The following is a 23,996-nucleotide window of genomic DNA, read 5'->3' as shown; positions in this document are numbered from 1 at the left end:
AGCCATTGACTGGATCTTGTTCGGATCGACGTGCGAACACACCGGACCGACCGCCCCCTCGCACGCCGTCGTGCAGCCCCTGCTCTTGAACACGTGAGGCGCATCCGATCGGTTCCCTCCCCGCGCGCCGGTCGTGCCGGCATGTGCCGCCGGGGCCCGCTCACCCCCCGAAATACCCCCGCACGCGCGCGTGCACGTCCTCGGGCGCCCCCACGGCGTCGAGGCCGAGCAGAGCCGCGCCCAGGACGGGGCGGGCGGTGACCACGCGCGGTACCGCCTTCGGGGCGCGCGCGGTGAGCATCTCCCGTATCCGGTCGTCGAGTTGGGGATGGCGCGCGGCGAGCACCGAGCCGCCCAGGAGCACCGGCGTCTCCTCGTCGAGCAGGCCGAGCCGGTCCAGGGCCACCGCGGACATGGCCACGACCTCCTCGGCGAGGCGGTCCACCAGGGACCTGGCCACCGGGTCGCCGTCCGCCGCCGTGGCGAAGAGCACCGGCGTCAGCTCGTGCCGGCGCTCCATCGGGATGCGGCCCAGGTGCAGCGCCTCGATCAGCGCGTACATGGAGGGCAGCCCGAAGTGGGCGGGCAGGGAGCGCATCAGGGCGGTTCTCTCGCCACGGCCGTCCTCGGCGCGCGCCGCGTACCACAGGGCCTCCTCGGCGAGGCCGCCGCCACCGCCCCAGTCGCCGGAGATCTTGCCGATCGCGGGGAAGCGGGCGGTGCGCCCGTCGGGCAGCATCCCGGCGCAGTTGATGCCGGCGCCGCACACGACAGCGACGCCGCGCGGCTCGGAGTCCTTGAGGAGCCCGGCGCGCAGGACGGCGAAGGTGTCGTTGCGTACGTCGACGGAGGCGGCCCAGCCGCGCGTGCGCAGCTCCGCCGCCAACTGCCGTTCTTCGACGGGAAGATCGGCGTTGGCGAGACACGCCGAGACGTGTCCCACCGTGGTCGTGCCCGCCTCGGCGAGCGCACGGTCGACGGCCTCGGCGAGCACGTCGACGGCGGCCTCGACGCCCACCTTGGGCGGCTGGAACCCGCCGCCGCGGGCCGCGCCGACGACGGTGCCGTCGGCCGCGACCACCGCGACGTCGGTCTTGCTGTTGCCGGCGTCGATCGCCAGCACCCAGCCGTTCACAGAAGAGCTCAGGCCCACGCGAGGTGCTCCCGGTTGTGGGCGATCAGCTGGTCCGTGAGCTGCTCTGCGTAGTCGATCTGGCCCACCAGCGGGTGCGCGAGCAGCGCCTTGAAGACGCGGTCGCGGCCGCCGCGCAGGGCGGCTTCGAGCGCCAGGTCCTCATAAGCGGTGACGTTCGCGATGAGGCCCGCGTACAGCGGGTCGAGCGCGGGCACGGCCAGCGGCGTCGCGCCCTTGCCGTCGACCGCCGCCTGTACCTCGATCACCGCGTCGTCGGGCAGGAACGGCAGCGTGCCGTTGTTGTACGTGTTGACGACCTGGTGCGGGGAGCCACCGCCCCCGAGGAGGGCCGCCGCCAGGTCCACGGCCGCCTCGCTGTAGAAGGCGCCGCCCCGCCTGGCGAGCAGCTCCGGCTTCTCGTCGAGCGTCGGGTCGCCGTACATCTCCAGCAACTCCCGCTCCATCTCAGCGACTTGGGAGGCACGTGACGGCTTCGTGCGCATCTCCCGCACGACCGCGTCGTGCTGGTAGTAGTAGCGCAGGTAGTAGGAGGGCACGACCCCGAGGCGGTCCACGATCGCGCGCGGCATGTGCAGGTCCTCGGCGATGGCGTCGCCGTGCTCGCCGATCAGGCGCGGCAGCACGTTCTCGCCGTCCGGGCCGCCGAGGCGGACACCCAGCTCCCAGGTGAGGTGGTTGAGGCCGACGTGGTCGAGGTGGACCTGGGACGGCGTCACGTCGAGCAGCCGCGCGAACTTCCGCTGGAAGCCGATCGCGACGTTGCACAGACCGACGGCCTTGTGCCCGGCCTGGAGCAGCGCGCGGGTCACGATGCCGACCGGGTTGGTGAAGTCGATGATCCAGGCGTTCGGGTTCGCGCGGCGCACCCGCTCGGCGATGTCGAGGACCACCGGCACCGTGCGCAGCGCCTTCGCGAGGCCGCCCGCGCCCGTCGTTTCCTGGCCGACGCAGCCGCACTCCAGCGGCCAGGTCTCGTCCTCGTTGCGGGCGGCCTGACCGCCGATGCGCAGCTGGAGCAGGACCGCGTCGGCGCCGGCGACACCGGCGTCCACATCGCTCGTCGTACGGATGACTCCGGGGTGGCCCTGCTTGGCGAAGATGCGCCGCGCGAGGCCGCCGACCAGTTCCAGACGGTCGGCCGCCGGGTCGACGAGCACGAGCTCCTCGATCGGCAGGGTGTCCCTCAGCCGCGCGAATCCGTCGATGAGTTCGGGTGTGTAGGTCGAGCCTCCGCCGACCACAGCGAGCTTCATATCGGTTCTCAGCCCTTTACTCCGGTGAGGGTGACGCCTTCGACGAAGGCCTTCTGTGCGAAGAAGAAGACGATGCAGACCGGCGCCATCACGAGGAGTGTCGCGGCCATCGTCAGGTTCCAGTTGACGCTGTGTGCCGACTTGAACGATTCGAGACCGTACGACAGCGTCCAGGACGCCGGGTTCTGCGCCGCGTAGATCTGCGGCCCGAAGTAGTCGTTCCAGCAGTAGAAGAACTGGAACAGCGCGATCGCGGCGATGCCAGGCTTGGCCATCGGCACGATGATCTTGAGCAGGGTCCGCAGCTCACCGCAGCCGTCGACCTTCGCCGACTCGATGTACTCCTTCGGGATCGTCAGGAGGAACTGACGGAGCAGGAAGATCGAGTACGCGTCGCCGAACGCCATCGGGATGATCAGAGGCCACAGCGTGCCCGACAGATGGAACTGCTGGGCCCACACCAGATACATCGGGATCACGATGACCTGCGGCGGCAGCATCATCGTCGAGATGACGAGGATCATCGCCGTCCGGCGGCCGCGGAAGCGGAACTTGGCGAGTGCGTACGCGACGGGGATCGCCGAGCACACGGTGAACAGGGTCCCGAGGCCCGCGTAGAGCAGGGAGTTCTTCCACCAGTCGAGGAAGCCGTCGGTCTCGAAGACGGCCTTGTAGTTCTCCCAGTGCCAGGAGTCCGGCCACAGGTCGCCGCTCATCGCCTGGCTGTCGCTCATCAACGACGTCAGGAAGACGAACACGAACGGCAGGATGAACAGCAGCGCGACGGCGATCGCGACGCTGTGCACGGCGATCCAGTGCAGGACGCGCTTGCGGCGGGCGCGTGCGGCGGCGGGGCCGCGTTCATGCGGGGCCTTCGCGGGAGCCGCGGCCGGGGTGGGGCTGAGTGTCGTAGTCGCGGCCGGGGTGGGGCTGAGTGTCGTAGTCGTCATCTTGATCAGTCCTCCGCCGCGAGCAGGCCCGAGCGCTTGCGCATGAGCAGCATGGTCACGGCCATGGCGATGGCGAAGAGCACGAGCGAGAGGACGCACGCCGCGCCGGTGTTGAAGTTCTGGAAGCCCATCGAGTAGACGAGCTGCGGGACGGTGAGCGTCGAGTGGTCCGGGTAGCCGGGCTGGATGACGCTGCCGGGGCCGATGGAGACGCCGGAGGCGATCTTTCCGGCGACCAGGGCCTGCGTGTAGTACTGCATCGTCTGTACGACGCCGGTGACGACGGCGAACATCACGATCGGAGTGATCGACGGCCAGGTCACGTACCGGAACTTCGACCAGGCGCCCGCGCCGTCCAGCTCCGCGGCCTCGTACTGCTCCCTGGGTACGTCGAGCAGCGCGGCCATGAAGATCACCATCAGGTCGCCGATGCCCCACAGCGAGAGCATCACCAGGGACGGCTTGGCCCAGGCGGCGTCGTTGAACCAGTTCGGTCCGGTGATGCCGAGGTGCGCGAGGACCTCGTTGACCGGTCCCGTCGACGGGTTGAGCAGGAAGACGAAGGCGACGGTCGCCGCCACCGGCGGGGCCAGGTACGGCAGGTAGAAGGCCGTACGGAAGAAGCCGGCGCCGGTCTTGATCTTCGTGATGAGCAGTCCGAGGGAGAGCCCGAACACCACCCGCAGGGCCACCATCACGACGACCAGCCACAGCGTGTTCCACAGGGCGGGGCCGAACAGCGGCATCTGCTCGAAGACGTACGTCCAGTTCCGCAGCCCCACGAAGTCGGGCTTCTGGATCTGGTTGTAGTGCATGAACGAGAAGTAGACGGTGGCGATCAGCGGGTACGCGAAGAAGACGCTGAAGCCGATCAGCCAGGGGGAGAGGAAGCCGAGCGTACGCAGTCTGCGCCGCGCGGGACTGGACAGTGTCAAGGCCATGAGGGGACTCCCGCTCCTCAGTTCTTCGACTGAAGGGTGTCGGCGTCGATCTGCCGGTCGAGTTCGCGCAGACCCTTCTTGAGGTCGTGGACCTTGCCCGCCTCGACCGAGTACGAGAAGTCCTGCAGCGAGGTGACGTACATGCCGCCGTTGGTGGAGGGCGGCATGACCTGGCTGTTCTTGTTCTGCGCGATGTCCACGAAGGTGCGGAACGTCGGATCGGCGTCCAGCTTCGGCGACTTGAGGGCGGCGAACGTGGACGGCACGTTGTGGATCGCGTTGGCGAAACCGACCACCTGATCGGTGTCGGCGGTCAGGAACCTCACCAGCTCCCAGGCCGCGTTCTGATGCCTGCTGCTGTGCGCGATGCCCGCGACGGTACCGGTGAGATAGCCGCGCCCGTACGTCCCGGCCTGGTCGTCGGGGACCGGCAGCGGTGCCACGCCCCAGTCGAAGCCGACCTTGGCCTCGTTCATCATCAGGCCGCGCCACTCGCCGTCGAGGTGCATCGCCAGCTTGCCGTTCATGAACGCGTTCTGCGTGGACATCTCGTCACCGAAGGACGTGCGGAAGCGCTCCAGGGCGTCGTAGCCGCCCTGCGCCTCGACGAGCTTGTGGGCGGTGTCGAAGAACTGGTACGTCGCCGGGTCCTTCGCGAGCCGCGAGTCGCCCTTGGCGTCGAAGTAGGTGGGACCCCACTGGGCGAAGAGCCGGTCGGGGCTGTTCTGGTACAGGCGGAAGTTCGGCATGAAGCCGACGCGCTCGTAGGAGCTGCCCGCACGCTTCGTGAGCTTCTTGGCGTCGGCTTCGAACTCGGACATGGTCCGCGGCGGCCGGCTGATGCCCGCCTCCTTGAACGCGTCCTTGTTGTAGTACATCCCGTACGCGTCGGCGAGCAGCGGCAGGGCGCATTGGTTGCCGTCGTAACTCGTGTAGTCCAGGAGGGTCTTGGGGAAGACCTTCGCCTTGTCGAGGCCGCTCTTCCTCATGAACGGGTCGAGGTCGGCCCACATGCCGGAGTCGCAGTACTGGCCCACGTTGTTGGTGGTGAACGAGGTCACCACGTCGGGGGCCTCGTCGCCGCCGGCCCGCAGGGCCTGGTTGATGGTGGCGTCCGTGACGTTCCCGGTGGCCTTCACCCTGATGTTCGGGTGGAGCTTCTCGAAGCGGGCGATCGAGTCGTTGATCGCCTTCACCTCGCCGGGGGCCGACCAGCCGTGCCAGAACTTCAGCGTCACGGGCTTCGTCGGGTCGTCGTCGGCGCTGCCGACACTCGGGTTGGCGCAGCCGGACAGCAGCAGTCCGGCCGCGGCGAGCGCTACGGGCGCACGCAGGGGTATACGCCATCGCGGCATGGCGAACGTCCTTTACCTGTACGGGAGTTGGGGGAAGTGGCGAGAAGTGGGGGGAGGGAGAGTGGAGCGGGGTCAGACGTTGCTGGTGTCGAAGACGATGTCGCGGGCCTGGGTGAGCGCCGAGCGCAGGGCGCCGGTGAGGATCGGGTCGTCGTCGAGATCGCTGATACGCAGCTGGGGCCGCGGCAGGGCGAGCCCGGTGAGTTCGCCTTCGACGCGGACGCGCAGCGCCTCGCCGCCGGCCTGGGCCACCTGTCCCGACAGGACGACGAGTTCGGGGTCGACGACGGCGACGACGGCGGCGAGCCCGGTGGCCAGGCGGCGGGCCACCTCGTCGAGCACGGCGGGGTCGGCGAGGGCCTCGCCGAGGTCCTTGGTGCCCCCGGCGAGCAGCCGCACGGCGGGCGCGGCGACCAGACTCTGGAAGCCGCCCCCCGCGTCCTCCCCGGCGATCTCCTCCTCGCCGCCGCGCGCCAGCGGGGCACCGGGCAGCGGCATGTAGCCGATCTCGCCCGCGCCGCCGGTCGCGCCCCGCAGGAGCACGCCGCCGAGCACGATCGCCGCGCCGACACCCTCGTCGACATAAGCCAGCACGAAGTCGTCGTGGTCCTGCGCCGCGCCCTCGTACTGCTCGGCGATGGCGGCGAGATTGACGTCGTTCTCGATGGAGACCGGGGTGCCGAGGACCTCGGCGAGCTCGGCGAGCAGGGTGCGCGAGTGCCAGCCCGGCAGGTGCGGGGCGTACCGGAGCTGGCCGGTGTGCGGGTCGATGGCGCCGGGGGTGCCGATCACGGTGGCCGTGATGTCGCCATGGCCGAGCCCGGCCCGCCGCAGGGCGCCGTCGAAGGCCTCGGCGACGAGCTGGGCGGTGCGGTTGCGCACGTCGTCGGCGACGGCGACGGCCTCGATACGGCAGCGGCCGCGCTCGGCGCCGGCGATGTCGGCGACCACGGCGGTGATCCCGGTGGGGTCAGCGGAGACGGCCACGATGTGGGCGGCGCCGGGGTGGATCTCGTACAGCACGGCGTTCGGCCCGGGCCGGCCGGTCTGGCTGCCCGTGGTGCGCACCAGGCCCACCGCTTCCAGCCGGCTGAGCAGCTGGGAGGTGGTGGGCTTGGACAGGCCGGTCAGCTCTCCGATCCGGGTGCGGGTCAGTGGGCCGTGCGCGACGAGGAGGTCGAGGGCCGCGCGGTCGTTCATGGCGCGCAGGACGCTCGGGGTACCGGGGATTCCCGGGGCCGTACCGGCCATGACCTGTCTCCTCGCAGTACTGTTAGGAAGGTTTCCTATTGATGTGCGAGGAACGTAAGCCGTGGGTGAAGGGGGCGTCAATAGCCGACGGCCGTCAGGCAGCCAAGTCGTTACCCACGCCGTCCGGGCCCGCCGGGCACGCGTAGTGGCCGTACGCCGGGCGACGTACGGCCACCTCGTGACGCGAGCCCAAAAACGCGAAGACCCGGATCGATGGTCAGGCGGAAATGCCTTCGATCCGGGCCAGGGCCTCGTCCGCGCCGAACGGCTGCAAGTACGGCAGCCAGCGCGGATCCCTATGCCCGGTCCCGATGATGCGCCAGGCGAGCCCGGTCGGCGGGGCCGGCTTGTGCCGCAGGCGCCAGCCGATCTCGACCAGGTGACGGTCGGCCTTGACGTGGTTGCAGCGGCGGCAGGACGCGACCACGTTCTCCCACGCGTGCTGGCCGCCGCGGCTCTTGGGAATGACGTGGTCGACGCTGGTTGCGACGCCACCGCAGTACATGCACCGCCCGCCGTCCCTGGCGAACAGCGCCCGCCGGGTCAGAGGAACGGGCCCCCTGTAAGGGACCCGGACGAACCGCTTGAGGCGGACCACGCTGGGTGCAGGGACAGTACAGGTTGCGCTGTGCATATAGGCGCCGGACTCCTCGAGGCACATGGCCTTGTTCTCGAGGACCAGAACGAGCGCGCGGCGGAGCGGTACGACGCCGAGTGGCTCGTACGACGCGTTGAGGACCAGGACATGCGGCACGGATGCCTCCTTGTACGCCGGCGGCGCGTGGCTCGCGCCGGGACGATCTGTAGTCAGTTTCCCCTCATGGCCTGCACAAGCGCCACCATGTCCCGGTAACGGGCTGGGAGTGTTTTCGACCACATCCCCTTCATCCCCAGGTGAGGACCGCCTCTCCCTCGAACATGACAACGATCCATACACAATGCCCCGTTAGTGTGGTGGGTCTGCCCGTAACTTCGCTTTCGCGGGCGGCCGCTATGCCTGGAGGTTTCTGCCGTGATCTTGTCCGTCCTGTTGGCGTCCGACCCGTCCTCGGACCCGGCCACATTCAAGGACGCCCAGGAGCAAGCCACGAACGCCGCCAGCTGGGTCGAGCAGAACTGGTCCACCTGGCTGGGTATAGGCCTGCGCATCCTGCTCATCGTCGTCGTCGCCGTGGTCCTCAGAGTGGCCGTCCGGCGCGCCATCACCAAGCTCATAGAGCGCATGAACCGCACGGCGCAGGCCGTCGACGGCACGGCGCTCGGGGGCCTGCTGGTCAATGTGGAGCGCCGCCGGCAGCGCTCGCAGGCCATCGGCAGCGTGCTGCGCTCGGTCGCCTCCTTCGTGATTCTCGGCACAGCCGCCCTGATGATCCTGGGCACGTTCCAGATCAATCTGGCCCCGCTGCTCGCCTCGGCGGGTGTCGCGGGTGTGGCGATCGGTTTCGGCGCCCGCAACCTCGTCACGGACTTCCTGTCCGGCGTCTTCATGATCCTCGAGGACCAGTACGGCGTCGGGGACAGCATCGACGCGGGCGTCGCCTCGGGCGAGGTGATCGAGGTCGGCCTGCGCGTCACGAAGCTGCGGGGCGCCGACGGCGAGATCTGGTACGTCCGCAACGGCGAGGTCAAGCGCATCGGCAACCTCTCGCAGGGCTGGGCCACCGCGAACGTCGACGTCACCGTCCGCTCGGACGAGGACCTGGTCAAGGTCAAGGAGACCCTGACCGAGGTCGGCGTCGCCATGAGCAAGGACGAGCCCTGGAACGAGATGCTGTGGGGCCCGGTCGAGGTCCTCGGCCTGGACAGCGTGCTCCTCGACTCCATGGTCGTCGGCGTCTCGGCGAAGACCATGCCCGGCAAGTCCCTCACCGTGCAGCGCGAGCTGCGCTGGCGCATCAAGCTGGCCTTCGACGAGGCCGGGATCCGCATCGTGGGCCGCCTGCCCCTGCAGGCCGGCGACGAGGCCACCGCCGACCCGACGGCCGGCGTCTCGGCCCCGTCCGCCTACGCGTCGAGCACGTCCCCGCAGTCCCTCGCGGCCTCCCCGATCCAGCCGCCGAATCTGTCGAAGTAGGCGCGTCACGGGGACAGGCGAGGGGCGGAACTGCTCGGTCCCGGATCAGCCGAACCAGGTGACCTGGACCAGCACGATCCGCTCCCCTCGTACGTCTGTCAGGTAGTCGAGCATGAGCGGCCCCCGGCTCTCGGTACGCACACTGGGACCCGGTCCCGTGTAGGCGGGTCCTTCCAGGAAGACCATGGACTCGCGTACGGCGATCTCGAGGGCGAGCCGTTCGGCTTCGGCTCGCGCCTCACCAGGGAGGCCTTCCAGCATGTCGTCGCGGAAGCACTCCCAGCGCCAGTCAGCCACCTGCTACCTCGCGATGGGCGGCGCGCACGATGTCGCCTGCCTCGCGGACGGCCCGATCGCGCTCCTCCGGGTCCGGGCTGTTCACCGCCTGCTCGGCGGCATGCAGACGACGAGCCGTCTCCGGGTGGCGTTCGATCTCGACGATGACGCCCCACTGCCGGTAGAACATCCGGATCGGGACCACGCTGTCCTCGTCCCCGGCCCGTACGAAGGCCCTCTGAAGGTCCTCGAAGAACTCCGGAAGGCGGGACGGCGCGACGGTCGCCACGGCCTGGCGCAGCGCCGGAAGGGTGAGTTCGGGCCGGGGAATCAGCGGAGCGCCCCCGTCCGCGTACGGCACAGTCATCGGTCGCCCCTTCCGCTCATCGAGTGCCGCTTCGGCACGTGCCCACGCTAGCGCCATTCCTGTCACTCCCTCTCGCTCACGGGCGGATACGTGCCGTCACTGAGACGCCACTCCGCGTACACGGTCTTGCCGGGGCCGTTTCGCGGCTCGCACCCCCACCGGTCGGCCAGCGCCCCGACAAGGAGCAGCCCCCGCCCGAACTGATGGGTTCCGTCCTCGGGACGCGATCTTGGCAGGCGTTCGCCCCTGGGGTCGCTGACCTCGACACAGAGCGTGGCGGCAGTCAGGGAGACCCGTACGCGGATGAGGCGGTCGCGGAGGCTGCCGTGCAGGAGGGCGTTCGTCATCAGCTCGGACAGTACGAGTGCCGTGTCTCCCGCGCGGGCGGGGTGACCCCACTCGGTGACGAGCCTCGCGGTTCGTCGGCGGGCGAGGGGGGCGCTGCGCGAGGTCGGGGTGTAGTCGAGCACGTCTTCGCGTAAAGGGGGCCGGGGTACGGCGTGAGGTTCGGGCTCGGGTTCGGCCATGGAGCTCGCGTCTCCTTGTGTGGTCGGCGAGTTGGCGGTGGCTGTGCCGCTCCTGCGTACGGGGAGGGCGGTGCGCTTCCGCCAACTGGCTGCGCTGGGTGGGTGGTTGAGTACTGACCGTAGCGATCCAGTAGCTCTGAGCGCAATCAGCTTCAGGAAGATATTCCTGAGAGGGTGAAAGTCGTCGACTCATAGATGGCCGTGGGACACACTGTGACCGTGATGCGATCAACTCAGCCCCGTCAGGGCCAGGTCTCAACTGTCCTGGCTCGCAGGCTCGGTGGAGAGCTGCTGCGCCTGCGCGATGCCGCGGGAAGGACGCAACAGCAGGCCGCCGAGTCCATCAACGCGACCGGCACGAAGATCGTGAAGATGGAACGGGGCTGGGTACCAATGAGGGACCCGGACATCCGCGTGCTGTGCGAGTTCTATGGCATGGACGATCCGAGGACCCTTGGCCGGCTGCTCGGGCTCGCACGGCTGGACCGGGAACGCCGCAAGGCCAAAGGCTGGTGGCAGCATTCTCCGCAAGCGGGCTCGATGGCGGAGTACATCGCGATGGAGGACATCGCGAGCGGCGTCCGGACCTGGCAGCAAGCCTTCGTCCCCGGCTTGCTGCAAACGCCCGAGTACACGCGAGCAGTCGTAGTCAGCGAGGGCCTCTGGCAGGACCCGGACGAGATCGAGGGGGTCGTGAGCGTACGCATGAAGCGCCAGGCCCGGCTGTCAGGGCACGAACCACTCCAGGTCTACGCGGTGATCGGCGAGGGGGCGCTACGGCAGCAGGTCGGCGGCCCCGAGGTGATGCGCGCACAGTTGCAGCACCTGCGGAAGTCAGCCCAACTCCCCAATGTGCGCGTCCAAGTACTGCCGTTTCGGGCAGGCGGCCATGCATGCATGGCGGGCTCCTTCAACATCATCTCCTTCGCCGAAACCGAGGCAGTGGACGTGGTCCACGTCGACAGCATCGCGGCTACGGTGTGGGTCGAGAACGAAGCCGAATCCACCACGTACAGCTCGTTCTTCGACCGAACCGCAAGACTGAGCCTGGCCCCCAGAGACTCGCTCAGCCTCATGGAGAGCATCAGCAAGGACATGCATTGATGAACGGCTTCGATTTCGTGAAATCCAGCTATAGCAGCGGCAGCGGCGAATGCATCGAAGTCGCCCTCAACGCCCCCGGAACCGTCGCCGTCCGCGACTCCAAGGACGAGGACCCCGACAGCCCGATACTCCGCCTGACCCCCACCGCCTGGGCCGACTTCACAGCTTCCCTGCGCTGATGTCGTCCCCCGCTTGAGTGGGCTCACGCCCAGGCCGGCTGTGGCTCGTGGTGCGTACGCGGTCGTTGAGCATCCGCATCGTGGGCGGCGTGTCGAAGTAGGCGATACGTGCGAGGAGGGGCGCCCGGAACTCCGGTTCCGGGCGCCCCTCCGTTTTCCCCGTATCCCCCGGCTTCCCCGTTGCGCGGCCCGCTGGTCAGGCGACCCGCAGCTCCGAAGGGTGGAGCGAGCGCCGCAACAGAGGTAGGGAGGTGGCGGCGGCCGCCAGGCATGCGGCGTACACGGCGAAGGGCACGAGCAGCGGCAGCACCAGGGGGATGCTCTCGCCGAGGAAGCTCCCGTACGCCACGTACACGGCCGTCCCGCCGATGCCCGCAAGGACGAGCGCGGGGGCCAGCGGGAGTGCCGTCTCCAGGAGCAGCGTGCGGGCCAGGACGTGGTGCGGCACGCCCGCGGCGGCCTGCGCGGCGAGCGTCCTGCGCCGGGTGGCGAGCGACTCGGCCGTGCCCACCGCGAGCCCGGCGAGACTGATCACGAGCGCGATCAGGACGGCGCCCCCGGCGAGGTTGATCCCGGCGTCGTAGAAGCCCCTGTTCCACAGGGTGCCCGCGCGCTGCGACCGGTCCAGGTCGTCGACGAGGATCTCCCGTACGCCGACGAAGCCGACGCCGACGACCGTGACCAGGAGCAGTGCCGCGTGCGTGCGGGCGGCGGCCCACGGGTCGTCCCGCAGCCGCTCGGCCGCGATGAGGACGGCCGGGTTCTCGGTACGGTCCGCGAGCCTGCGGCCGATCACCTTGGCGGCGGAGCCCGCGGCCCACACGGATCCGGCACCGGTGAGGATCACCGCGGCGAGCACGAACATCGGGAACGAGTCGATCCCCCACCGCAGGCCCCCCAGGGGCGCGGCGCCCGTGATGATCAGCGCGGCCGGTGCGAACAGCCCGAGCAGCGCGCCGGGACCCCGCCGGGGCCGTACCCGCCGCACATGACCGAGCGGCGATGCCACGACATGGCGCAGCGCGAAGCGGCTCACCCCGGAGGCCAGGAGGGGGATCAGCACGACGACGGCGGCGAAACCGGCCCAGGCGATCGCGTCGGGGAAACGGCCGAGCAGCAGCACCGACACCCAGAAGGCGGCGAAGGCGAGCAGCGAACCGGCGAGGCAGGCGAGTCCCGACTCGAGCGCCGCGATCCGCCGCACCTGCCGCGGCCCGGCCCCCGCGAGCCGCAGCGCGGCAAGGCGCCGGTCGCGGTGCACGGCGCCGATACGGGCGCACTGCCCGAGGAATCCGAGCACCGGGATGAGCAACAGGAGCAGGGCCGTGACGGTACCGCTGCGCGCGCCCGAATCGTTCAGGAGACCGTTCCAGTACGGGAAGCGGACCCAGCCGCGGACGGAGCCGAGCGCGACGGCGAGCAGCGCGAACCCGGTCGCCGTGAACGCGCCGAGCGCCGTGAGCGAGAGCCGCCACCACTCGCGGCGGTCCGACCCCCGGATGAGCAGCACGGCGAGGCGCAGGGCCCCGAGGAGCGACCCTTTGTCGACCCGCCGCTTCTTCGCCGGCTTCGTCTCAGAAATCATGGCGCACCGCCGTGGCCGGTGTGGCCGTCCCCTGGACCGTCCCGTCGTGCAGCTGCACCTCGCGGTCCGCGTAGGCCGCGACCTGGGCGTCGTGCGTGATCAGGACGACCGCGGCGCCGGTCTCGCGGGCCGTGCGGGCCAGCGCCGCCATGACCTGCTCGCCCGCGAGGGAGTCGAGGGCGCCGGTCGGCTCGTCGGCGAAGACGATGCGCGGCCCGGTCACCAACGCCCGTGCAAGGGCGGCTCGTTGGGCCTGCCCACCGCTCATCTCGCCTGGCCGCAGGGCCGCCTGGGCGCGCACCCCGAACCGCTCCAGCCACTCGTCGGCCCGCGCGTGCGCGGCGGCCCGCTTCGTGCCCGCGAGCAGCAGCGGAAGCGCCACGTTGTCGAGCACCGTCAGCTCCGGGATGAGCTGCCCGAACTGGAACACGATGCCGAAGTCCGTGCGCCGCAGCTCGCTGAGCCGCTCCTCGTGGAGCCGGTCGATCTGCTCGCCGCCGTACGACACCGATCCGCTGTCGGGCCGGACGATCCCGGCGAGGCAGTGCAGGAGCGTGGACTTCCCGCTGCCGCTGGCGCCCGTGACGGCGAGGATCTCGCCGGCGCGCAGGTCGACGGAGGCGCCGCGCAGGGCCTCGCTCTTCCCGTACAACTTGGTGAGGCCGCGGGCGGCGAGGATCGGTGCCCCGTTCGCCGGCTGCTCGGCTTGCGTGCTCATGCTGCGTTGACCTCCGCGGTCAGGGTGGTGAGCCGACTCGCTGTGGTGGACATCCACCGCAGGTCGGCGTCGAGGTGGGCCAGTGCGTAGTCGGCGGAGAGGACCGTGGTCAGATCGGCTCCGGGGTCGGACTTGAGCGCGGTGAGCTCGCGCATCCGGGCCATGTGGGCGGCGCGCTGGGCGTTCAGGAGGGCGCCCGCGTCGGCCGGCTCCGCGGCTCCGGATTTTTCGTCCGCCGCCGTGACGAGGATCGACACGACGACCTTGGCGAAGATCTCGTTCGTCACGAAGGGTGCGGGTGGGGTGATCTCCCCGGACCACCGGGCGAGTTCACGGCCGCCTTCTTCGGTGGACCGGTACAGCGTGCGCTCCGGGCCGCCGTCGGAGTCGGTCCCCTCGACCTCGGCGAGGCCGTCGCGGACCAGGCGTTGCAGGGTGGTGTAGACCTGCCCGTAGGCCAGCGGGCGGGCCTGCGGGAATCGTTCGTCGTAGCGCCGCTTGAGGTCGTAGCCATGGCTCGGCCCTCCAGCGAGCAGCCCGAGAAGGATGTGGCGGGTGCTCATGATCGCCAGTATGTACTCGGTATATGTACTGAGTAAATAGCTGGTCGCGTCTTCGTCCGAGAGTGCTGAAAGTGGGGGTGTCAGATTCCGGTTCGGCCTACTCCGCGACCGCGTACGCCTCCACCGACCACAGCGAGTAGCCGTACCGCGTGGCCCGCTGGTCGCCCTGGATCCGGATGAAGCGGGTGTCGCGGGCGTCCATGCGGACCGACTCGCGGCCGCCGTGGCCGTCCTTCACCGTCGCGGCCGTGCGCCACGACTTTCCGTCGGCGGACGTCTGGACGCGGTAGCCCTTCGCGTACGCGTCCTGCCAGTGCAGCACCACCTGGCCGAGGCGTACCGGCTTCGCCAGTTCGACCTGCCACCAGGCGCCGTCCTCGGCGGGCGACGACCAGCGGGTCTTGGGGTCGCCGTCGCTCGCGGCGGACGCCGGGAAGTCCGTGGTCTCGTCGGCCGAGGACGAGGGCCTGCCCTCGCGGGCCAGGTCCGGGCCCGCCGTACGCGGGTACGCCCGCACCGACACCGTGCGCGTCGTGCCGGCGAAGCTGACCGGCACGTCGTACGTGCCCGCCGGGGTGCCCTCCGGGACCGCGATGTCGACCGGGGCGCTCACCTGCGTGCCGCGCGGGAGCGTCGCCTGGGCGGGCAGCGTCACCTTGATGCCGTGCGGGCCCTCCGCGCTGAGGCGCCCCTCCACGGAGCCGGGCCGCTGCGGTGTCAGGCGTGCCGTGACCCGCCGCGCGCCGCCGCCGATCTCCGCGTCCAGCTCCGTGCGGGCCAGCTCGAACGAGGCGTCGGGGGAGTCCGCGAACCAGGGGACGACATGGCGCACGGCGCCCTTCGAGGCACCGGACACCCGGATCGCGTCCGCCCTCACGTCCTTCGGCCTGCGTTCGGTGAACCCGCTGCCGGTGAGCGTGCCGACGGACTTCCAGCCCTCGCCCGGCACATGGACCTGCACGGTGCCGTGGGTGCCGGGGTCGGCCAGGACCGTCACCGCCGTGAGCCGCCGCGCCCGCGGCATCTTCGCCTCCCCGTCACGCGTCGCGTCCGCGCGACCCGTCCCCGCCCACGCCGCGTACGCCTTCTGCGCCCGGTCGAGGAACGGGTCCAGTACGCCCTTGCCGACGGTGACTTGACGGGATTCCAGACCGGCGCGCTGTCGCTCCAGGAGCCGCGCCGCCCGCCACGCCGCCGCCCCGTCGCCGCGGGCCTGCGCGTCCAGCATGTCGACGGCCGTCTCCCCGGCCTCCCCGTACCGCGCCAACTGGTCGCTCCAGGGCCGCACCTCGAAGTCCACCGGCGTGGCCTCGAGCCGCTCCGGAGCCCGCCGCATCACGGTGAACGCGTCCCGCAGCTTCTTCGCCGCCGCCTCGTACCGCGCGCGGTCGGTGAGCACCTTCGTACGCGAGTCCCAGAAGCCGGAGAGCACCGGCTTCAGATACGCGGACTCGTCCTCGCCGAGCACGGACGACGCGTCGTTGCCCGCCAGCGCGGCGAGTGCCTCACGGGTGCGCGCGTCACCGCCCGCCAGGTCGTCGAGCGCGGCCTTCCAGGACTCCTGCGGGCGGTAGTCGCGCGGGTTCCACGCGTAGTCCGCCGTCGTGAACAGCGGGATGCGGGAGGCCGCGGGCTGCTCCATCGCGTTGGCGAGCAGCGCCGCCGAACCCATCGCCACCGCGGGCTCGCGGCCCGTGTAGGGACCGAGGAAGATGCGGTCCTGCGCGTAGTCGTTGACCGGGTAGTTGTCCATCGTGACGAGGCTGTGCCCGGAGCCGAACGCGGCCCGCGCGCCCGCCAGTTCGCGCCCGGTGATCGTGCGCGGGACCACGCCGACGCCCGTCCACGCCACCTCGACCAAGTCGTCGAGCCCGCCCGCGAGCGCCCCGCGGTACTCCGTCGACCCGTCCTGGTAGAACTCCGTCGGCATCAGCGACAGCGGCCCCGCGCCCGGGTGCCGCGCGGCGAGGTGCCGCGCCACCGCGTTCGCCACGCGCGCCTGCGCCCGCGCCGCCGCCTTCGGCCCCGAGCCGAACGTCCTCGCGTCCGCCTCGCAGTGCCACTCGCTGTACGACACGTCCTGGAACTGCAGCTGGAAAGCCCGCACGCCGAGCGCCCACATGGCGTCGAGCTTGCGGTTCAGGGCCCTGACGTCGTCGTCCGACGACATGCACATGGCCTGCCCGGGCGCCACGGCCCAGCTCAGCGTCACGTGGTTGGCGCGCGCCCGCTCGGCAAGGGCCCGGAAGTCGTCGCGCTGGGCGGCCGGATACGTCTCGCGCCACCGCGCCTGCCGGTACAGGTCGTCGCCCGGCGCGTACAGATAGCGGTTCTGCTTGGTGCGTCCCATGAAGTCCAGCTGGTCGAGCCGCTGTTCACGGGTCCACGGGGTTCCGTAGAAGCCCTCCGTCATGCCGCGCACGGCCGTCCCCGGCCAGTCGCGCACGACGACCCCGGCGACCTTGTGCCCGTTCACCAGCTGCCGGAACGTCTGCACGGCGTGGAACAGGCCGTCGTCGCCGACGCCTTCCATGGCGACGGTGTCCCGGCCGTCCGTGTGCCCGGCGGCGAGCCGGTACCCGCCGGACGGCAGGTCCTTGCGGGCCGACGCGCCGAGAGCGCCGAGCGCCGTCTCGAGGCCCTGTCCGCGGCCGGGGCGGGCGTCCGCCGCTCCCCAGCCGTCACCGGACGCGGTCCCGGCGGCCACGGAGCCGATCCGCACCACGAGCGTGGGACCGCCGGGCACGGCCTTCTCGTCGTCGACCTCGGTGATGTGCCGGGCGCCTGCCCCGCGCAGCACGGTGCGCAGCGCGTCCACCGCGTACCGGTCGGCGCCGCGGCCGGTGACGAGGACGACCTCGTCGGTCACGGTCACGGACTCCGCGCCGGGGGCGGTACGCAGCGACTGCGGCCGGGGCCACACCGCGGGCGTTCCCGTGTCGCTGTCCCGGTCACCCGTGGAGAGCGTGGGCCCGGGCGGGGCCGCCACCGCTCCGGAGGCTCCCCCGAGCGCACTGGCGATGACGGCGACAGCGATGGCCGCCGCCCCCTTCCTGTGGCGCCGGAGCTGCACGGCTCACTCCTCGTTGGTCTCGGTTGGTCTCGGTTTGGCTCGGTTGGTCTCGGCTCGGTGGTGGGGCCGGTCATGGGTGTCCCAGGGTGGCAACCGAGCCCACCATTTGGCGAGTCGGAGTGTCAACGGGAGTGGCCGGTGTGCCCGCAATTGCCCGGCCGGGAGTACCGGGACGGGGTGATTCGCGCCGCTCACCGGCCGAGTCCCGCCCATGGAACAGAATGTGACCAGTAACACGTTGTCGGGCCGTTCATGTCTGCCGCCGCGTTCGCTGGGTAGAGCTGCCGAGACCGTCGCCCACGAAAAGATCGACGACAAGACCCGCGAAGAACCGCGAAAAGGAGGCCTTCATGGCCGCATCAGCGCACCTTCTGCTCTCGGCCCTGTCCAAACAGGCGGACGTGATCCTGCCCGCCCCCGCCCTGCCGCTGCCGGACGAGTTCGCGTTCGGCGCCGAACTGCCCCTCACCAGCGAGCCGCCCCTCGCCGACACGGAGCCGCTGACCAGCGAGCCCGCCCTCATCGACGTAGCACCCCTCACGAGCGAGCCGACCCCTTCGGGTCCGGTCGCGGGCCTGGACGCCTCGGGGGCCTAGGGCCTTCCGTTCGGATCATGCTGGGCTCGCGCGGTCTGGCACGCCCATCTGCGGCGTTGTCGTCAGTCGCCGACGCTCCGCGTCGACTCCCTCCTCCGCCTTGCAGCTGCACGCACCAGACCCCACTCCCTGATCCAGCCCGATCCGAACGGAAGGCCCTAGGTGACGCTGGCCCGGCTCGCCGCGCTGCACGGGATCGCCCCGTCCTACTCGCCGTCGCCCGGTCGCACGGTCGAGGCCCCGGACGCCGCGCTCGTCGCCGTCCTCGCCGCCCTCGGTGTCGACGCGCGCACCCCGGAGTCCGTACGGGACGCGCTGGCCGCGCGCGAGGCGGAGACCGCGGCGTGGCTGCTGCCGCCGACGGTCGTGCTGTGGTCCGGTGAGCCCGCCCCGGGCTGGGCGCGGGAATTACCCGAAGGTGTGACGCTCGAGCTGTCCACCGAGCAGGGTGAACGCGTCGACGACTGGCGGCCACCCGGACCGGTACCCCTCGGCGTCCACCGGCTGCGGGCCACCGCCCCCGACGGGACAACGGCCGACGCCCACCTGATCGTCGCCCCGCCGCGCATGCGCACCCCGGGCGAACGCACGCACGGGCTGCTCGTGCAGCTCTACTCCCTCCTGTCGGCGAAATCCTGGGGCATGGGCGACCTCGGTGACCTGGCCGATCTCGCAGCCTGGGCGGGCCGTACCGCCGGAGCCGGGTTCGTGCAGGTCAACCCGCTGCACGCGGCCGTACCCCGCGGAGAAGGACCCACCGACCCCTCCCCGTACCGCCCGTCGTCCCGCCGCTTCCCCGACCCGGTACACCTGCGCGTCGAGGACATCCCCGAGTACGCCTATCTGCCCGACGCCGACCGCGACCGCGTGCGTGAACTGCTCGCCGAGGCCGCCCGGCTGCGCGACGGCGTCCTGCGCAAGGGCGCCCTGATCGACCGCGACGCCGTGTGGGACCTCAAGCGCCGCGCCCTCGACCTCGTCGTGCGCGTCCCGCTCAGCCCCGGCCGCCGCGCCGCCTACTGGGACTTCCTCGCCGAGCAGGGCGCGGAACTGGACCACCACGCCACCTGGTGCGCGCTCGCCGAGCGGCACGGCCCCGACTGGCACACCTGGCCCGAGCCCCTGCGCGACCCCGGATCCAGCGAAACGGCCGGCGCCCGCACCGAGTTGATGGACCGCGTCGACTTCCACAGCCACCTCGCCTGGCTCACCGACGCCCAACTGGCGGCCGCCCAGCGCTCCGCGCGCGACGCGGGCATGCCCGTCGGACTCGTCCACGACCTGGCTGTGGGCGTGCACCCGGAGGGCGCCGACGCCTGGGCCCAGCAGCACATCTTCGCCGCGGGCATGTCCATCGGCGCGCCCCCGGACGCCTTCAACTCCCGTGGCCAGGACTGGGGTCTGCCGCCCTGGCGCCCCGACCGGCTCGCCGCCGCCGGCTACGCCCCCTACCGCGCGCTCCTGCGCAGCCTGCTCGCCCATGCGGGCGCGGTCCGCATCGACCACGTCATGGGCCTGTTCCGGCTGTGGTGGGTGCCGGCCGGACAGCCGCCCACCGAGGGGGTGTACGTCCGTTACGACGCGGAGGCGATGCTCGCCGTACTCGCCCTGGAGGCCGGCCGTGCCGACGCCCTGGTGATCGGCGAGGACCTCGGCACGGTCGAGCCCGGCGTCCGCGAGGCCCTGCACGCGCGCGGCGTGCTCGGCACCTCCGTGCTGTGGTTCGAGCGCGACTGGGACGGCACGGGCCGCCCGGTGCCGCCGGAGCGCTGGCGTACGGACTGCGTGGCCACCGCCACCACCCACGACCTGCCGTCCACCGCGGCCCGGCTGACCGGCGACCATGTGCGGCTGCGTGACAGCCTCGGCCTCCTCGGGCGGCCGCTCGCGCGGGAACAGGCCGAGGCCACGGCGGAAGTCGCCGAGTGGACCGCCCTGTTCGCGCGCCTCGGCCTGCTGCCCGGCGGCGGGGGACAGGGCCTGTCCGAGGAGGAGGAGATCCGCGCCGTCCACCGCTTCCTGCTGCTCACCCCGGCCCGCATGGTCGGCGTCTGGCTGCCCGACGCGGTCGGCGACCGGCGCCCGCAGAACCTGCCGGGGACCTCGGACGAGTACCCGAACTGGCGGCTCCCGATCGCCGACGCCACCGGCCGTCCGGTCACCTTCGAGGAGCTCACGGCCTCGCCGAGGGCGCACGCGCTGATCGAGGTCCTGCGGTCCGGACTGCCCCGTACGGCACCCCCGGGCGCGCGGCCCGTTTAGGTGTTCGCTACGTTTGCACCGTGGACAAGAAGAACGCCCTGCGCGCCGGCGCCCTGGCTGCCGGTACGACGCTGATGATGCTGCTCATGACGTCCCCCGCGCTCGCGCTGGCGCGCGACGACGGCGACGACCCCGGTAAGGGCCTCACCGTCATCGAGACCCTTGGCCTCTATGTTGTGGCGCCGATCGTGCTGTTCCTGGTGATCGCCGGCCTCGTGATGGTCGGTGACAAGTCCCGCAAGCCGCAGAAGCAGGGCTGACCACCGCACCTCTCACTTACGTCTTTGCCGAGGGCGTCTTCGTGTGCACCGCGCACCGAGGGCGCCCTCGGTGCGTTCCCGGTCCGTTCCGCGGTCGCCCGGCCGGGGAGTTCGGCCGACGTCCGGCCGGGGGAGTTCAGCCGACGTTCGGCCTGGGTGTCCTACGGCCGCTCGGCCGTCAGATAGCGCTGGAGGGTCGGCGCCAGCCACTCCACCATCTCGTCGCGGCTGAGCCCGACGGCGGGGCCGAAGCGCAGCACATAGCGGGTGAGCGCGAGACCGAGGACCTGTGACGCGCAGAGCGCGGCCCGCACCGGGGCCTCGGCGGGGTCGGGGCAGACGCGCAGGGCGAGTGGCAGTATCTGCTTCCTGAAGATGTCCTGCATGCGCTCGGCGCCCGCGGCGTTGGTGACGCCCACGCGCAGCAGCGCGGTGAGCACCTCGTTCTCCTCCCACAGGTCGAGGAAGTGCCGTACGAGGGTGCGGCCCATGTCGGCCACCGCGATCTCCTCGGAGTTCGGAAGCCGCAGGTCGAGGTCGATGGCCGCGGCGAAGAGACCCTCCTTGTTGCCGTAGTAGCGCATCACCATCGACGGGTCGATCGCCGCGTCCTTGGCGATGGCGCGGATCGTGGCCCGCTCGTACCCGTCGGTGGCGAAGCGCTCGCGGGCAGCCGCGAGGATCGCGGTGCGGGTGGTGTCCGAGCGGCGTGCCTGCTGGGTGGTTCCTGTCATGCCAACAAACGTAGGCCAACACCTGTTGACAGTCCAGAGCGGGGCGCCTAGCTTTGCCAACAGACGTTGACCAACGAGCGTTGGCAATGAGTGACCGGGTACAACCGACCTGAGCTCGACGGCACCAGGAGGCCACCATGAACGGCACCGCTCCTCGCACCGTGATCGTCGTCGGCTCCGGCCCCACCGGCCTGCTCCTGGCCGGCGACCTCGCCGCCGCGGGCGTCCCCGTCACCGTCGTCGAGCGGCGCCCCCACAAGATCAGTAACCTCTCCCGGGCCTTCGTCCTGCACGCCCGCACCCTGGAGCAGCTCGACGCCCGCGGCCTCGCCGACGGCATCGAGGCCAAGGGGCAGGCCCTCGACACGCTCCAGCTCTTCGGCCGCCTCGCCGTCGACCTGACCGTCCTCCCGTCGCGCTTCCGCCACCTCCTGGTCCTGCCGCAGTACGAGGTCGAGGCCGCGCTCCAGCTGCGCGCCACCGACGCGGGCGTGAAGTTCGCGTACGAGACCGAGGTCACCGGCCTCACCCAGGACGCGGACGGGGTGACGCTCCAAGTCCGCACAGGGGACGGTGAGCCGACGACGATGCGGGCCGCGTACGTCGTCGGGGCCGACGGCATGCGCAGCGCCGTGCGCGAGAGCGTCGGCCTCCCGTTCCCCGGCAAGTCCGTCATCCGCTCCGTCGTCCTCGCTGACGTGAAGCTCGCCGAGGAGCCCGAGAACGTCCTCACGGTCAACGCCGTGGGCGACGCTTTCGCCTTCATCGCGCCCTTCGGCGACGGCTACTACCGCGTCATCGGCTGGAACCGCGCGCGCAACGTCCCCGAGTCCGCGCCCCTCGACCTCGACGAGATCAAGGAGGTCACCCGCCTCGCCCTCGGCCGCGACTACGGGATGCGCGAGGCCCGCTGGATGTCCCGATTCCACAGCGACGAGCGCCAGGCGCCCGCGTACCGTGTCGGCCGCGTCCTGCTCGCCGGGGACGCCGCGCACGTCCACACCCCGGCCGGCGGCCAGGGCATGAACACCGGCCTCCAGGACGCCGCCAACCTCGGCTGGAAGCTCGCCGCCGTCGTCAACGGGCGTGCGGAAGACGCCCTGTTGGGCACCTACGAGGCCGAGCGCCACCCCGTCGGGAAGGCCGTCCTGCGCAGCAGCGGCGGCATCGTCAGGCTCGCGATGGCCAACCGCCCCTGGACGCTTGCGGCCCGCGCCGCCCTCACCACGTTCCTCGGACGCGTCCGCCCCGCCCGCACCCGCTTCCTCGGCCAGCTCACCGGCATCGGCGTCGCCTACCCGGCCCCGCGCGGCGCGCACCGCCTCGTCGGCACCCGCGTCCCCGATGTCGCCCTCAAGGAGGGGCGCCTCTACGAGGCCCTGCGTCAGGGCACGTTCGTCCTGATCGTCCCCGAGGGCGCCCACGACAAGGGCGGCGACCGCTATGCCGTCACCCACTGGGCGGGCGACCGCCGCACGTCACTCCTGGTGCGCCCCGACGGCTACGTGGCCTGGGCGTCGGACGACGAGCCGGTGGACGGGGGCGTCATCTCCGCCGGTATCCCGGACAGCATCGACTCGTACGCGTTCCGGGGATAGGCGGCCGGCCGGGGCCGGGGCATCCGGGGGTTCGGTCGGGTATCAGGAGGGCTGTGCGCCCGCCATCAACTGTTGCAGCAGGTCGGCGAGTTGGCCGGCCTGCTCCTTGTCTGCGTGGCCCTGCTCTCGTACGCGGCCCTCGGCGAGGCCATGGGCGGGCTGCGGATCGCGTGCATGGCGCTGATCCTGGCGGGGGTGGCCCTCGGCTCCGCGACCCGGGGCGAGACCCGGATACGTTGACCCCATGCGCGCCACCGACTGGGACATCAAGAAGCTCGCGATCCTGCGGGCCCTGCGGGACCGGGGAACCGTCACGGCCACCGCGCAGGCGCTGCTCATGACCCCGTCGGCCGTGTCGCAGCAGCTGACCAACCTGGCCAAACAGCTCGGCGTGCCGCTCCTGGAGGCGCACGGGCGGCGCGTACGCCTCACCGACGCCGCCCACCTCGTCCTGCGGCACGCCGAAGCCGTGTTCGCCCAACTGGAGTGCGCCGACGCGGAGTTGGACGCATATCTGCAGGGCGAGTCGGGAGAGGTGCGGGTCGCCGCGTTCTCCACGGCCGTGCCCGCGCTGGTGGTGCCCGCCGTACGCGCCCTGCGCACCGCCCACCCCGGGATCGCGGTCCGCGTGCGCGAGGCCGAGGCCGCTCAGGCGTACGAGCTGCTCTCGGCCGGTGACGTGGACCTGGCCCTGTCGCTCGCCGCGCACGCGCCCACCGCGCGGGACCCCAAGTTCACGCGGGTGCCGCTCCTCGCCGACCCGCTCGATGTGGCCCTGCCCACCGGGCATCCGCTGGCGGGAGCGGAAAGCCCGCGCCTGGCCGAGCTGGCCGGCGAGCACTGGATCTTCGGCGGTTCCGGACCCTGGTCGGAGATCACGCGGGCCGCGTGCGAGGCCGCCGGATTCGTGCCCGAGCAGGCGCACAGCGCGGCCGGCTGGACGGCGATCCTGGCGATGGTCGAGGCGGGGATGGGCATCGCCCTGGTCCCGCGCATGGCGGCGGCGGGCCGGGAGGGCGTCGTGATGTGCGCGCTGGGCGAGGACCGGCCGGTCAGGCACGTGGTGGCGGCGGTGCGCAGGGGTTCGGAGGAGGCGCCGGGGGTGTCGAGGGTGCTGGAAGCCCTGAGGGAAGCCGCCGCGGAGCGCTGAGATCGGCCCGGACCGTTCAGCTCA

At 71.4% G+C, this 23,996-nt stretch carries 24 protein-coding genes; 9 read left to right on the top strand and 15 right to left on the bottom strand.

Annotated elements, in window-relative coordinates:
- Positions 1 to 160: 160 nt before the first annotated feature.
- The 7 genes from ACY0PA_RS16600 to ACY0PA_RS16570 all read right to left on the bottom strand — a co-directional run bounded on the left by ACY0PA_RS16600 (position 161) and on the right by ACY0PA_RS16570 (position 7,660).
- Positions 161 to 1,153: an N-acetylglucosamine kinase gene (locus ACY0PA_RS16600; RefSeq protein WP_473085346.1), complete on the bottom strand. Its 993-nt coding sequence runs from the start codon at positions 1,151 to 1,153 to the stop codon at positions 161 to 163.
- The gene (locus ACY0PA_RS16595) at positions 1,144 to 2,409 is read right to left on the bottom strand and encodes a 6-phospho-beta-glucosidase (RefSeq protein WP_473085345.1); all 1,266 of its coding nucleotides are present in this window, start codon (positions 2,407 to 2,409) and stop codon (positions 1,144 to 1,146) included. Before ACY0PA_RS16595 ends, ACY0PA_RS16600 begins: the two co-directional genes overlap by 10 nt.
- A gap of 8 nt (positions 2,410 to 2,417) precedes the next feature.
- Positions 2,418 to 3,359 carry a carbohydrate ABC transporter permease gene (locus ACY0PA_RS16590; RefSeq protein WP_473085344.1) on the bottom strand — a complete coding sequence of 314 codons (942 nt, stop codon included), beginning with the start codon at positions 3,357 to 3,359 and terminating at the stop codon, positions 2,418 to 2,420.
- 5 nt (positions 3,360 to 3,364) lie between these two features.
- Entirely contained in the window at positions 3,365 to 4,300 is a 936-nt protein-coding gene (locus tag ACY0PA_RS16585) for a carbohydrate ABC transporter permease (RefSeq protein ID WP_356286311.1), read from the bottom strand.
- Between the two features lie 17 nt (positions 4,301 to 4,317).
- On the bottom strand, positions 4,318 to 5,655 hold the full coding sequence (locus ACY0PA_RS16580; protein WP_473085343.1) for an ABC transporter substrate-binding protein: 1,338 nt from the start codon (positions 5,653 to 5,655) through the stop codon (positions 4,318 to 4,320).
- Between the two features lie 72 nt (positions 5,656 to 5,727).
- On the bottom strand, positions 5,728 to 6,906 hold the full coding sequence (locus ACY0PA_RS16575; RefSeq protein ID WP_473085342.1) for an ROK family transcriptional regulator: 1,179 nt from the start codon (positions 6,904 to 6,906) through the stop codon (positions 5,728 to 5,730).
- A 217-nt stretch (positions 6,907 to 7,123) separates the two neighbouring features.
- Positions 7,124 to 7,660, bottom strand: coding sequence for an HNH endonuclease (locus tag ACY0PA_RS16570; protein WP_100594167.1), 537 nt, complete (start codon positions 7,658 to 7,660; stop codon positions 7,124 to 7,126).
- 258 nt (positions 7,661 to 7,918) lie between these two features.
- On the opposite strand from ACY0PA_RS16570, the gene ACY0PA_RS16565 reads away from it, so the two are divergent.
- Entirely contained in the window at positions 7,919 to 8,980 is a 1,062-nt protein-coding gene (locus ACY0PA_RS16565; protein WP_473085341.1) for a mechanosensitive ion channel family protein, read from the top strand.
- A gap of 45 nt (positions 8,981 to 9,025) precedes the next feature.
- Here ACY0PA_RS16565 and ACY0PA_RS16560 read toward each other — a convergent pair whose 3' ends face one another.
- The 3 genes from ACY0PA_RS16560 to ACY0PA_RS16550 all read right to left on the bottom strand — a co-directional run bounded on the left by ACY0PA_RS16560 (position 9,026) and on the right by ACY0PA_RS16550 (position 10,150).
- Positions 9,026 to 9,277: a hypothetical protein gene (locus ACY0PA_RS16560; protein WP_473085340.1), complete on the bottom strand. Its 252-nt coding sequence runs from the start codon at positions 9,275 to 9,277 to the stop codon at positions 9,026 to 9,028.
- Positions 9,270 to 9,623: a hypothetical protein gene (locus ACY0PA_RS16555; RefSeq protein ID WP_473085339.1), complete on the bottom strand. Its 354-nt coding sequence runs from the start codon at positions 9,621 to 9,623 to the stop codon at positions 9,270 to 9,272. Before ACY0PA_RS16555 ends, ACY0PA_RS16560 begins: the two co-directional genes overlap by 8 nt.
- 62 nt (positions 9,624 to 9,685) lie before the next feature.
- The gene (locus ACY0PA_RS16550; RefSeq protein WP_473085338.1) at positions 9,686 to 10,150 is read right to left on the bottom strand and encodes an ATP-binding protein; all 465 of its coding nucleotides are present in this window, start codon (positions 10,148 to 10,150) and stop codon (positions 9,686 to 9,688) included.
- Between the two features lie 222 nt (positions 10,151 to 10,372).
- Here ACY0PA_RS16550 and ACY0PA_RS16545 point away from each other — a divergent pair, with 222 nt between their 5' ends.
- Positions 10,373 to 11,254: a helix-turn-helix domain-containing protein gene (locus ACY0PA_RS16545; protein ID WP_473086337.1), complete on the top strand. Its 882-nt coding sequence runs from the start codon at positions 10,373 to 10,375 to the stop codon at positions 11,252 to 11,254.
- Positions 11,254 to 11,433, top strand: coding sequence for a DUF397 domain-containing protein (locus tag ACY0PA_RS16540; RefSeq protein WP_473085337.1), 180 nt, complete (start codon positions 11,254 to 11,256; stop codon positions 11,431 to 11,433). Before ACY0PA_RS16545 ends, ACY0PA_RS16540 begins: the two co-directional genes overlap by 1 nt.
- 196 nt (positions 11,434 to 11,629) lie before the next feature.
- Here ACY0PA_RS16540 and ACY0PA_RS16535 read toward each other — a convergent pair whose 3' ends face one another.
- The 4 genes from ACY0PA_RS16535 to ACY0PA_RS16520 form a co-directional block, all read right to left on the bottom strand.
- Positions 11,630 to 13,018 (bottom strand): FtsX-like permease family protein, encoded by a 1,389-nt coding sequence (locus ACY0PA_RS16535; RefSeq protein WP_473085336.1) that lies wholly within the window; start codon positions 13,016 to 13,018, stop codon positions 11,630 to 11,632.
- Complete coding sequence (locus tag ACY0PA_RS16530) at positions 13,008 to 13,736, bottom strand: ABC transporter ATP-binding protein (RefSeq protein ID WP_473085335.1); 729 nt, start codon at positions 13,734 to 13,736, stop codon at positions 13,008 to 13,010. Before ACY0PA_RS16530 ends, ACY0PA_RS16535 begins: the two co-directional genes overlap by 11 nt.
- Positions 13,733 to 14,299 carry a PadR family transcriptional regulator gene (locus tag ACY0PA_RS16525; RefSeq protein ID WP_473085334.1) on the bottom strand — a complete coding sequence of 189 codons (567 nt, stop codon included), beginning with the start codon at positions 14,297 to 14,299 and terminating at the stop codon, positions 13,733 to 13,735. The genes ACY0PA_RS16530 and ACY0PA_RS16525 overlap by 4 nt, the downstream gene beginning before the upstream one ends.
- A 97-nt stretch (positions 14,300 to 14,396) precedes the next feature.
- On the bottom strand, positions 14,397 to 17,372 hold the full coding sequence (locus tag ACY0PA_RS16520) for a beta-N-acetylglucosaminidase domain-containing protein (RefSeq protein ID WP_473085333.1): 2,976 nt from the start codon (positions 17,370 to 17,372) through the stop codon (positions 14,397 to 14,399).
- Positions 17,373 to 17,722: 350 nt separating this feature from the next.
- Here ACY0PA_RS16520 and ACY0PA_RS16515 point away from each other — a divergent pair, with 350 nt between their 5' ends.
- The 3 genes from ACY0PA_RS16515 (at position 17,723) to ACY0PA_RS16505 (ending at position 20,490) form a co-directional block, all read left to right on the top strand.
- Positions 17,723 to 17,968, top strand: a complete 246-nt coding sequence (locus ACY0PA_RS16515; protein ID WP_356278834.1) for a hypothetical protein — start codon at positions 17,723 to 17,725, stop codon at positions 17,966 to 17,968.
- Positions 17,969 to 18,130: 162 nt separating this feature from the next.
- Complete coding sequence (gene malQ, locus ACY0PA_RS16510) at positions 18,131 to 20,230, top strand: 4-alpha-glucanotransferase (protein WP_473085332.1); 2,100 nt, start codon at positions 18,131 to 18,133, stop codon at positions 20,228 to 20,230.
- A 20-nt stretch (positions 20,231 to 20,250) separates the two neighbouring features.
- Entirely contained in the window at positions 20,251 to 20,490 is a 240-nt protein-coding gene (locus ACY0PA_RS16505; protein WP_473085331.1) for a hypothetical protein, read from the top strand.
- A gap of 161 nt (positions 20,491 to 20,651) precedes the next feature.
- On the opposite strand, the gene ACY0PA_RS16500 is transcribed toward ACY0PA_RS16505, so the two are convergent.
- The gene (locus ACY0PA_RS16500; protein ID WP_473085330.1) at positions 20,652 to 21,224 is read right to left on the bottom strand and encodes a TetR/AcrR family transcriptional regulator; all 573 of its coding nucleotides are present in this window, start codon (positions 21,222 to 21,224) and stop codon (positions 20,652 to 20,654) included.
- A 137-nt stretch (positions 21,225 to 21,361) separates the two neighbouring features.
- On the opposite strand from ACY0PA_RS16500, the gene ACY0PA_RS16495 reads away from it, so the two are divergent.
- The 3 genes from ACY0PA_RS16495 (at position 21,362) to ACY0PA_RS16485 (ending at position 23,972) form a co-directional block, all read left to right on the top strand.
- On the top strand, positions 21,362 to 22,822 hold the full coding sequence (locus ACY0PA_RS16495) for an FAD-dependent monooxygenase (protein ID WP_473085329.1): 1,461 nt from the start codon (positions 21,362 to 21,364) through the stop codon (positions 22,820 to 22,822).
- A gap of 72 nt (positions 22,823 to 22,894) precedes the next feature.
- Positions 22,895 to 23,062 carry a hypothetical protein gene (locus ACY0PA_RS16490; RefSeq protein WP_473085328.1) on the top strand — a complete coding sequence of 56 codons (168 nt, stop codon included), beginning with the start codon at positions 22,895 to 22,897 and terminating at the stop codon, positions 23,060 to 23,062.
- A gap of 4 nt (positions 23,063 to 23,066) precedes the next feature.
- Positions 23,067 to 23,972, top strand: coding sequence for a LysR family transcriptional regulator (locus tag ACY0PA_RS16485; protein ID WP_473085327.1), 906 nt, complete (start codon positions 23,067 to 23,069; stop codon positions 23,970 to 23,972).
- The last annotated feature ends 24 nt before the right edge of the window (positions 23,973 to 23,996 follow it).

The organism is Streptomyces sp. DS1-CR2, from assembly GCF_055760475.1.
The sequence above is the reverse complement of the archived record's forward strand: the minus strand, read 5'-3'. Positions and strand labels throughout refer to the sequence as shown.